The sequence below is a fragment of the Streptomyces sp. NPDC004752 genome, assembly GCF_053601275.1.
In genome coordinates this window covers 1-10356 of the sequence record NZ_JBSGBN010000212.1, presented here as the reverse complement: position 1 = coordinate 10356, position 10356 = coordinate 1, and the positions used below count along the sequence as shown (strand labels likewise).

Genomic DNA, 10356 nt, shown 5'->3' with positions numbered 1-10356 from the left:
ACCCGCACCAGGATCTTGGCCTGGGAGGAGCCGGGTATCTGCGCGAGCGCGGCATCCAGCACCCGCAGGTGATCGGCAACGGTGTTCGCGCCGGCGTTGCCCTCCCTCAGCTCCATCGCCAGGCACTCGTCGGTGTTGGCCAGCCACGCGGCCAGCGGGTGGAAGCCGAAGGTGCCCTTGAACGTGCCGGAGGCGCCCTGTTTCCTGGACGCCGCGGTGATGACCGTGGCGTCCATGTCGAGCACGATCCAGCCCTTCAGATACCGCCCCGCAACGGTCAGATACGGGAAGCCGCCGGGCCGCAGGTGCAACAGCGTCCAGACGTGACGACGCACCCGCTGTCGTACCTTCGCGATCTGCGCGCGTCTCGTCTCGTCCGTCGCGGACAGCAGCCGGTGCAGCGTGGAATCCGACACTGCCGGTCCGAACAGGGGGCCGTGATGGAACTGGAGTTGCTCGGCCTCCAGCAGATTCGTGGCGCCGAGCGCGATCGCGACGACGAGGCCGACGAGCGCTGTGGCCCGGTCCCGCCACGACGAGGTCGTGCCCGATGGCAGCACTCCCGCCAGTGCGTCGGTCAGGCCGACGCGGTCGGCGAGCCTCCGCAGCAGCACCGCCCCGGCATGCCCGACCAGCCCTTTCCCGTCGGCCGTCACAGACAGACCACGGTCCCACCCTGTACGCTCGCTCACCAGAAAGGTGCCCTGACTTCTGTGCCGGATTCGATCTAGACACTCGCATCCTTGCAGGTCGGCGGCACCTTTCTGTTGTCAGGGCGTCAGATCGACCAATTCCGCTGAAGAGCCGGGGTCAGCTCGGGGTAGTCGTTGTAGGCCGCCGCCACCAGCCCGAGGACCGGGCGATAGAAGGTGTACCACTTGACCTGGTCGAGGGGTTTGGTGGGCGCCCCCGTGCGGTAGACCTTGCTCCCGTTCTGCTCAGTCTTCAAGCCGTCGTCATTCTGGCTGCTGCCGCATGCGGCTGTCGTGCCGAGCAATAGTGCCGCGGCAACCACCGTCACTGGTCTACGCATTCTGGGCATGCCAATGCCTTCCTTTTTTGGAAGATTGGTGAGACGCCGAAGATGGGCGATTCGGCGTCTGCGGAATCGTGAAATCGGTGGGGCAGTCGAGTGCTCAGGAATTCCCTTTGTCGGCACTGGTTATGGTGGCGGTCGACTGCTACCGTTTGGGGCCTTACGATCCCGTAAGTATCGGCACTCCCCCAGGGGCTGTCAATGATCACCTCCGAACTTCTACCGGCGAAGGAATCACCATGCTTCGCTACCTAGGCAAACAAGCCGCGACCCTCGTCGTCCTGCTGCTCGTGGCAAGCCTGCTGATCTTCGGCCTCGTCTATCTGGCCCCCGGAGACCCGCTCAGCGCGCTGCTCGGCAACCACACACCCGACCCGCAACGCGTCGCCCAACTCCGCTCCCAGTACCACCTGGACCAGCCGTTCTTCGAGAGGTACTGGCTGTGGCTGGCCAACGCCGTCCAGGGCGACTTCGGTGCCTCGATCTCCTCCCAGACCAGCGTCTCCGCACTGCTGCGCTCCGCCGCCCCCGTCACCCTGTGGCTGGTCGTCTACTCGCAGCTGCTGGTGATCGTCATCGGCACGACGGCGGCCGCGGTCGCCGCCCGCTTCAAGGGCGTGCCGGATGCGATCGTCGCGCTGGGCACCACCATCGGTGCCACCATTCCGACGTTCGTGACCGCCGTCCTGCTCTCCACCGTCCTTACCGTGCAGTTCCGCATCTTCCCGGCAACCGGTGCAGGAAGCGGCTTCATCGACCGGCTGTGGCACCTGACTCTGCCGGCCTTCACCTTGGCGATCGTCTCCTCCGCCATGCTGGCCCGCATCGGCCGGGCTGCGATGCGGGAGGAGACCGACAGCCCGCACACGCTCACCGAGACGGCACGCGGCATCCCCTCCGGACGGGTCTTCCGGCGGCACGTCCTGCGGAACGCGGCACCGCCGATGCTCGCCGTGGTCGGCCTGCAGATTCCCGCCATGATCGCCGGCTCCGTAATCGTCGAACGGGCCTTTGGCCTCAGTGGATTGGGCTCGCTGCTGCTCAACGGCGCCACCGCCCATGACTACCCGGTCGTGCAGACGATCGCCCTGCTGATCGTCCTGGTCACCGTCATCACTGCGGTGGTCGTCGACATCCTGCAAGGGATGCTCGACCCCCGCGTCAAAATCGGAGCGAGATCGTGAGCGCCACCCTGGAAGCACCTTCAAGCACACCGCAGTCGGGCACTCGACGCCTGCCTCGGCTGTCGCCACTGACCTGGACCGCGATCGCGTTGACCACCATCGCCGTCCTCGGGGCACTGTTCGCCCCGGTGCTGGCGCCGCACAGTCCTACCGGTGGCAGCATCCTCGACCAGTCGCTGCCGATGAGCGCGAGTCATCCACTCGGTACCGACTATGCCGGCAACGACATTCTGTCGCGGTTGCTCCACGGTGCCCGCCCCAGCCTGCTGGGACCGCTCTTCGTAGTCCTGCTGTCCCTGCTGGTGGGCGTACCGCTCGCACTCGTCTCCGCCTGGAAGGGCGGCTGGGCGGACCGCGTGATCGGCCGGACCCTGGACCTGGTGTTCTGCTTTCCGTCAGTCCTGGTCGCCGCGCTCATCGTGGTGGTCTTCGGGCGCGGCCTGACCGCGGCCGTCATCGCCATCGCGATCGCGTACGTCCCCTGGACCGCCCGCATCACACGCACCGCCGCGCTGCGCGAGCGATCCAAGCCGTACATCGTCGCCTGCTACGTCCAGGGCCAGTCGGCACTGAGCATTGCGCTGCGCCACCTGCTGCCCAACCTCGCCAAGATGATCACCGCCCAGGCGACCACCGCCTTCGGTTTCGCCCTGGTCGACCTCGCGATGCTGTCCTTCGTGGGACTGGGTATCAATCCGCCCGCACCTGACTGGGGCGTCATGGTCGGTGACACCAACAGCATCGTCCAAGGCAGCTACAACGGGCCGCTCTCCGCAGGAGTGTGCATCGTGGTGCTCGTCCTCGCCTTCACCCACCTGGGCAACAAGATCTCCGACACAGGCAAGGAGGACTGACCGTGGCCCTTCTGGAACTCCAGGACCTTGCGGTGACAGTCGGCCGCACCAGGCGCCGGCGCACCCTCCTCGAGCACATCACCCTGGCAGTCGACAGCGGCGAAGCACTCGGCCTGGTCGGCGAGTCCGGTTCCGGCAAGTCACTCACCGCCCGCGCCATCCTCAAGATCTTCCCGACCGACAGCCAGGTGAGCGGCCGTGTCGCCTTCGACGGGAACTCCGTGCTGGACATGGACACCGCTGCGCTGCAGCGCTACCGGCGCACCCAAGTGGCGATGATCTTCCAGGACCCCCGCGCAGCCATCAACCCACTGCGCAGCATCGGCGACTTCCTGGTCGAGGGCCTGCGCATGTCCCAGGGCCTGGACCGGCGGGACGCCGAGGAACGGGCGCTCGAACTGCTGGACTCCGTCGGAATCAGCCGCGCCCACGCCCGGCTGCGCCAGTACCCGCACGAGTTCTCGGGCGGCATGCTGCAACGAGTGATGATCGCGAGCGCCCTCGGGTCCGGCGCCCGGCTGATCCTTGCGGACGAGCCGACCACCGCATTGGATGTGAGCATCCAGGCCGAGGTTGTGCTGCTGCTCGATCAACTGCGCAAGGAACACGACCTGGCGCTGCTGTTCATCACCCATGACCTCGACCTGGCCGTGGCGATCTGCGATCGCATCGCGGTGATGTACGCAGGCCGCATTGTGGAGTGCCGTCCCGCGGTGGAGCTGTACGACCGGCCCCGACACCCCTACACTGCCGCGCTGATCGGCTGCCGTCCGGCAGTGGATGGACGCGTCGACAGACTCGTCTCCATTCCCGGCAACCCGGTGGCTGCTTTCGCCGCACCGCAGGGGTGCGCCTTCAACGACCGATGCTCCCACGCGGTGGACCTGTGCCGGGCGGAGCGGCCCGACCTGGTTGCCGAAGCGGGCGGGCAAGTGCGTTGCCACCGCTCTGTGGAACTCGCCGAGACTCTTGTATCCGGACGCAGGTGGACCGCATGACCGCGCAGCAAACACATCGCATGAACGGGCTGCAGGACACCGGGTCCACAGTCATCGAGGCGACCGGCCTGCGCAAGACGTTCCGGCTGGGCCGCCAGGAGTTCGTCGCAGTCGACAGCGTGTCCTTCGATGTCCTGCGCGGCGAATGCCTTGGCCTTGTCGGCGAATCGGGGTCCGGCAAGAGCACGGTCGCCAAGCTGCTCCTGGGCATCGAGCGGCCCGACGCCGGCAGCATCGTCGTCAACGGTCAACCGCGCAGCCACGGGGCGACCAAGGCGCGGGAGCGCCGGCGGCGGGCCCGCGAGACCCAAATCGTCTTCCAGGACCCGTACACCTCCCTCGACCCGCGGCACAGCGCACACCAGACTGTCATGACGGTGCTGCGCCTGCACTTCGGCGAGCTCAGCACGGCACAACGTGAGAAGCGGGCCGGTGAACTGCTCGACGCCGTCGGCCTGGACACGCGCCGTCGGCATGCTCTGCCGATCAACCTGTCGGGCGGGCAGCGTCAACGCATCGGTATCGCCCGGGCCCTGGCCGCGGAACCCGATGTGATCATTTTGGACGAGGCCGTGTCCGGGCTCGACGTGTCCATCCAGGCCCAGATCCTCAATCTGCTGGCCGACCTCCAGGCCGACACCGGCATGTCTTACATCTTCATCTCGCACGACCTCTCCGTGATCCGCCAGCTTGCCGACCGCGTGATCGTCATGCGCAACGGCGCGATCGTTGAACGAGGCGAGACCGCCGAGGTGTTCGACGCCCCCCAGCACCCCTACACCCGCATGCTCAGGGCAGCCGCACCACGACCCGGTTGGCGCCCGGAACGACGCATCCCCGAGGCTGACCTGCCCACCCCCGAAACCGCAGGCAAGGAGCCGTCATGAACCGGAGCGCGGACATCGTCTACGTCAACGGCACGGTCTTGACCATCGACGAGAACTCGACGGTGGCCGCGGCTTTGGCCGTCGCCGACGACGAGATCATCGCCGTCGGCGACCGGCAGGGCATCGAACAGCTCGTCGGCCCCGACACCCGGGTCGTGGACATGCATGGCGGGACCCTGCTGCCCGGCATCAACGACTCCCACCTGCACGCCATCAGTTGGGGACTCACCCGACCGCCGCTCAGCCTCGACGTCGGCTATCCGACCGTCACGTCGATCGCCGACATCACCCGCGTCGTCGGCGAGGCGGCCGCCGACGCCAAGCCGGGGCAGTGGATCTTCGGCGCCGGTTGGGACCTCGGATTCCTCACAGAGCGCCGCGAGGAGCCGGGGCGCATGCCCACCCGGCACGACCTCGACGCGGTCAGCCCTGACAACCCCGTCTACCTACAGGACTTCTCTTACCACACGATCTGGGTGAACACCCTGGCCCTCGAGATGGCCGGGATCGACGAGAACACGATCCCGCCGCCCGGCTCGACCATCCTCACCGACGAGAACGGCCGGCCCATCGGCATCCTCAGCGAGGGAGCCCAGCACGCCGTCACGGAACTGCTGCCGCCTCTGAACGACGAGGGGCGCGAGGCTGCGGTGCTGCTGGCGGTCGCCGAGCTGAACGCGCTCGGCATCACCAGCTTCACCGAGCCGGGCCTCGGTCCTGGTGACAAGGCCGGCGGTATGGGGAAAGGCGGGCTGGAGGCCTATGAGCGGCTGTTGGCGGAAGGCCGACTCAACGCCCGTGTGACCGCCTTGCTGATGCCGGTGTCCATGGGCAGCTCGTTCGAGGACTTCTCCACCGAACTCGACGCGATGACGGTGCCGCCGATCGAAGACCCCAAGATGGTCAACGTCGTCGGCGTCAAAATCCTCGCCGACGGCATCCCGCCGAACAAGACCGCCTGGATGCACGACCATTACGTCGGCGGCGGCTGTGGCGCGCTGACCGTCGCCGGCGAAACCGACGAGGAACGCGTCGCCCAGCTCAACCAGATGATCTCCTACGCCCACCGGGCCGGGCACCAGGTCGGTGTGCACATCACCGGCGACCGCGGTATCGATGCCGTGGTCGACGCTTTCGCCGCCGCGGTACGCACGTATCCGCGCGAGGACTCCCGGCACTACGTCATCCACGGCGATTTCCTCACTGCTCGAAGCATGCGCATCTGCGCGGAGCACGGCTTCGGGGTGAACATGAACCCGACCATCAAGTGGACGATCGCCGACTTGGAGGAGGAGTTCGTCGGCGCGGAACGCGCCGCGTACGAGTGGCCCTACCGCGACGCGATCGACGCCGGGATCAACGTCACCAGCGGCTCGGACGCCCCGGTCACCGCCCCCGAGTGGCTCCAGGGCGTCTCGACCATGATGCTGCGCAAGTCCAAGGCGAGCGGCAAAGTCAGCGGCGGCGAGCAGTGCATCACCCTGACCGAGGCTCTGCGCAGCTACACAGCCGCGGCGGCCTGGCAGGACTTCGCGGACGACTGGAAGGGAACCCTGGAACCGGGCAAGGTCGCCGACCTGTGCCTTCTCGACCAGGACCTCCTGTCCATGGACCCGCACGACATTCCGCAGGCCACCGTGCGGATGACCCTCCTCGGCGGCCGCGTGGTCCACGAGCGCGAAAGCTGAACTTCCCGACGTGACATGGCCCGGTGCCGGGCGGCCGCCCCTTGAGGCCGCCGGGCATCGGGCAGCACCGGCGCGCGGGAATAGCCGTGCGGCAACAGAAGCAAGGCAGGCAAGAAGTGCAGTCGGAGGGGATTTCGGGGATCGGAATCCGGGTTGTCCGAAGTCTTGCCTCCTGTTCGCACGCTCGATACTGTTCGGACACAAACGACCCACTGCCGGGCAGTGCGGCATTCACGACTCCGTCATCCCCGGAGTCGAATTATCCAGGTAATCAAGGCTTTCCGTTGCGCCTTTCGCGCGCCACGAAAGGCCGGTACGTGCTGAGCACGGTCTGTCGTCACCGTCCGAGCACCGTGACAAATCCATCTGCGCCGGCGAGCCGGAACGCGACGCACGAAAGGGATACGCACGTGAAGACAAAGAGCCTGACAACGCTGGGGGCTTTGCTAGTTGCTCTCGTCGCGGCACCGTCGGCAGTCACGGCGAACGCATCCGATGCCAAGGTGGATGCACGGAAGCCCAAGATCAGCGTGACTGTCTACAAAGGCGGCTATGCGACGGTCAACTCGTACATTCTGTCCAACGGCAAGTCCCTGACGGTCATCGACGTCCAGCGCACGAGAGCCGAAGCTCAGAAGTTGGCGGATCAGGTGCGAGGGCTGGGTCTGCCGCTGAAGCAGGTGCTGATCACCCATGGGCACACGGACCACTTCACCGGAATGCCTCTCTTCCGGGACCAGTTCCCGCAGTCTCGGATCGTCGTCGCCAACAGGGACGTTCGCCGTGACATCAAGGACTATGCCGTCTACATGGATGGATTCGGAGCGCTGGACGAATCGCTGCGGCCCAAGTCTCGTTCCTTCCCCCAAGGCTTCGACTACGAGCACGACATCAAGGTGCTCGGCGGGAGGAAGCTCCATTTCCAGGGCGGAGGAAGTTGTGATCTGAACACAGACTATCCAGCGACCGAGGCGCACACCATGACGACCGTCTACTGCCCGTCGATCAATGCTCTGTTTCTTGCCGACTTCGCCTACAACAAGGTGCATCCGTGGATGGGCGACGACATCACGCTCGACCGCGTGGCCGCGTGGCGAGACGAACTGGTGCGTATCCGCAACAAGTATCGTTGCCTGAACCCGATGGTGTATCCGGGCCACGGTGACCCGGGCAGCTTGTCCATGCTCGACGAGCAGATCGACTACTTCGACAACTACGTGCGGATCGTGAAGAGCGCCAAGGACATCGACGACGCCACCGCCCAGATCACGGCTCTCTACCCGGACTACAAGGAAGCAGATTTCTTCCTGTACTGGAGCCTGCTCAACCACATGTCCTGAGTCCTATCGGTTGCCGCTCGGACGCAAAAGCTCCACCCCAGATGCATCGATCTGGGACGCCGCGTCTTCCAGCTCGAAATCGGCTCCGCCGCCGAGGCGTTGAGGGTACCTCCGCCATCGGCTGATTGAGCGTCCCCGGGGCCGTGCCGTCACCGGCCTCGGGGATCGGCAAAAACACCGTGGAAAGGAAGTGAGTGCAGCATGAGACGTAACGCAAAGAAACGTCTGGGAAGTCTGTGCGCCACCGGTTTGCTGTTCACCGGACTGGTGGGGATCGTCAATCCGTCCGTGGCGCACGCCGTGACGCCGACCTGCGCAACCGGCACCAACAGCAGCCACGTCACCGCTGGCCGCGCCTACAACTACGGCTACTTCGTCACCACCGGGGGCGAGTTCCTCGGGTACGACGCCAACGCGACGACGACGCTCCTCAAGGGCCTGAACTCGTGGGATTCCGCGAACTGGTACCTCGACACCAACAACCTCTGCCCCGCCGCAACCCATCCCCCGACCCTGACCAGCATGAACGTCACCGTCAGCGGTGTGAACGCAACCATCTCCGGCACTGCCGCAGACGTGGACGGGGACTTGGCCAAGGTCGTCGTCCAACTGGGCACGAGCACACCGGTCAACGTCACCGTCGACGCAAGCGGCAACTGGTCGACGACCCTCACCGGGCTGGCGAACGGCAGCCACTCCGTGACCGCGAAAGCGGTCGACGTGCCCGGCAATCAAAGCACGACGCAAAGCAAGACCTTCACCATCCAAGCACCCACCGGGCCCGTCGCGCCGACCCTCGGCACCATCAAGACCTCGGTGAACGGCACCACGGTGACCCTCAGCGGCTCGGCGGCCGACGCCAACGGCGACCTCGACCACGTCCAGCTGACCCTGCACGATTCCAGCGTGGTCAACGCCAACCTGGCCGCGAATGGCACTTGGACGTACACCATCAGCAATCACCCGACGGGAAACAACTTCAGCGTCAGCGCGCGCGCATTCGACAGCACCGGCCTGACGAGCGACACGAGGACGGATTCCTACTCGGTATCTGGCGCACCGGCGTGCACGCCGCTCACTTCGGCGCAGCGCACCGCCCTCACCACCGGCGCGGTCAACTGGATCCAGACCAACGCCAGCGGCCTGGACAGCTACACGCTGACGTACTGCGGTGAAAAGATCGCGGACCAGTACTTCCGCGGCGGTGCGAATGTGCAGCACGAACTGCAGTCGGCGACGAAGACCATCACGGCCTTGGGCATCGCGGCCCTGATCAAGACCAAGCCGCAGCTGTTCAACCAGACGAACCCGTACCAGACCAAGCTGACGGATCTGCTGCCGGCCAAGTACGCTTCGTTGTTCACCAACAACGGAAACGTGAACAAGGCAGACATCACTCTCGAGAATGTCCTCACGATGACCAGTGGCCTGTCATGGAACGACGGGATCAACACGGACACCGAAAAGTCCGACTTCGAGGAGATGGACGGCGCGGCCGACAGTGTCACGTACATCCTGAGCCGACCGAGCCGGCCCACCAAGCAGAAGCCACTGGGTGAGTTCTTCTACAACACCGGAAACTCCCATCTGCTGTCCGCGATCATCCACTACAACACCGGTGCCACCGTGGGTGCGACCGCGGACTTCATCAAGCAGCAGATCCTGACGCCGCTGGGCATCAGCAACTTCAAGTGGTCGGTGCACCGTGAAGAGGCAAATGGCGGGAACCGTACACTCGGTGACGGCATCAACGAAGGCGGGCGCGAGTCCTACTTCACGCCGAGTGACTTCCACAAGCTCGGCCAGCTGGTGCTGAACAAGGGAACCTGGAACGGCACCGAGCTGGTGCCTACGTCCTTCATCAAGCTCATGACGACCAAGCACGTGCAGCAGCTGTATGCGCGTGGGTTCCCCGCCGATTCCACGATCCCCGCGACGACGCCGAGCTGGTACGGCTTCCAGATGTGGATCGAGGCCCAGTCGGAATACGGCCTGGACCACCTGACCGGCTTCCGCGGCTGGGGAAACCAGGACAACTTCGTGTGCAAGGGCAACAAATTCGTCCTGACCATCACAGGCAATGTCCCGGACGCCTCGCCGAACTACACCGCGGTGCAGAACCTCATGAAGAATGTGATCTCGCCGCAGTTCAGCAACAAGATCTGCGGCGTGGTCGAGTGACGCGCTGAAAGGGCGGCAGGGGGCGGCGTCCGCCAACCCCTGCCGCCGGTCGGTCGTTCCGCGCGGAATCGTTCGGTCATCTCGGTGCGGTAATCACTGAGGTTTTCTCAACGGTGATCACTTCCAGATTCCGTTGAGGACGAGGGCGGCCCGGGCGATGTCGCCGATCCGACTGGGGCTGAGCGTGA

General features: G+C 65.6%; 9 protein-coding genes. 7 read left to right on the top strand and 2 right to left on the bottom strand.

What is annotated here, in order from left to right; translation table 11 throughout:
• Together ACWEKM_RS44290 and ACWEKM_RS44285 are read right to left on the bottom strand one after the other, a co-directional pair.
• Nucleotides 1-656, bottom strand: a 656-nt coding sequence (locus ACWEKM_RS44290; protein ID WP_451626978.1) for a transposase, incomplete at its 3' end; no start/stop codon positions are given.
• 122 nt (nt 657-778) lie between these two features.
• Nucleotides 779-949: a hypothetical protein gene (locus ACWEKM_RS44285; protein ID WP_451626977.1), complete on the bottom strand. Its 171-nt coding sequence runs from the start codon at nt 947-949 to the stop codon at nt 779-781.
• 326 nt (nt 950-1275) lie between these two features.
• On the opposite strand from ACWEKM_RS44285, the gene ACWEKM_RS44280 reads away from it, so the two are divergent.
• The 7 genes from ACWEKM_RS44280 (at nt 1276) to ACWEKM_RS44250 (ending at nt 10168) form a co-directional block, all read left to right on the top strand.
• Nucleotides 1276-2220 (top strand): ABC transporter permease, encoded by a 945-nt coding sequence (locus tag ACWEKM_RS44280; protein WP_451626976.1) that lies wholly within the window; start codon nt 1276-1278, stop codon nt 2218-2220.
• Complete coding sequence (locus ACWEKM_RS44275) at nt 2217-3074, top strand: ABC transporter permease (protein ID WP_451626975.1); 858 nt, start codon at nt 2217-2219, stop codon at nt 3072-3074. Before ACWEKM_RS44280 ends, ACWEKM_RS44275 begins: the two co-directional genes overlap by 4 nt.
• Nucleotides 3075-3076: 2 nt before the next feature.
• A complete protein-coding gene (locus tag ACWEKM_RS44270) occupies nt 3077-4072 on the top strand; it encodes an ABC transporter ATP-binding protein (RefSeq protein ID WP_451626974.1) in 996 nt (331 codons plus the stop codon).
• Complete coding sequence (locus ACWEKM_RS44265; RefSeq protein ID WP_451626973.1) at nt 4069-4959, top strand: ABC transporter ATP-binding protein; 891 nt, start codon at nt 4069-4071, stop codon at nt 4957-4959. Before ACWEKM_RS44270 ends, ACWEKM_RS44265 begins: the two co-directional genes overlap by 4 nt.
• Entirely contained in the window at nt 4956-6647 is a 1692-nt protein-coding gene (locus ACWEKM_RS44260; protein ID WP_451626972.1) for an amidohydrolase, read from the top strand. Before ACWEKM_RS44265 ends, ACWEKM_RS44260 begins: the two co-directional genes overlap by 4 nt.
• Nucleotides 6648-7057: 410 nt before the next feature.
• On the top strand, nt 7058-7987 hold the full coding sequence (locus ACWEKM_RS44255) for an MBL fold metallo-hydrolase (protein ID WP_451626971.1): 930 nt from the start codon (nt 7058-7060) through the stop codon (nt 7985-7987).
• Nucleotides 7988-8188: 201 nt separating this feature from the next.
• Complete coding sequence (locus ACWEKM_RS44250) at nt 8189-10168, top strand: serine hydrolase (RefSeq protein WP_451626970.1); 1980 nt, start codon at nt 8189-8191, stop codon at nt 10166-10168.
• Nucleotides 10169-10356: the final 188 nt, after the last annotated feature.

Bases quoted from the DNA above. Each gene is read 5' to 3' on its own strand.
- ACWEKM_RS44250 (WP_451626970.1), top strand. From the start codon at position 8,189: ATGAGACGTAACGCAAAGAAACGTCTGGGAAGTCTGTGCGCCACCGGT.
- ACWEKM_RS44260 (WP_451626972.1), top strand. From the start codon at position 4,956: ATGAACCGGAGCGCGGACATCGTCTACGTCAACGGCACGGTCTTGACC.
- ACWEKM_RS44265 (WP_451626973.1), top strand. From the start codon at position 4,069: ATGACCGCGCAGCAAACACATCGCATGAACGGGCTGCAGGACACCGGG.
- ACWEKM_RS44280 (WP_451626976.1), top strand. From the start codon at position 1,276: ATGCTTCGCTACCTAGGCAAACAAGCCGCGACCCTCGTCGTCCTGCTG.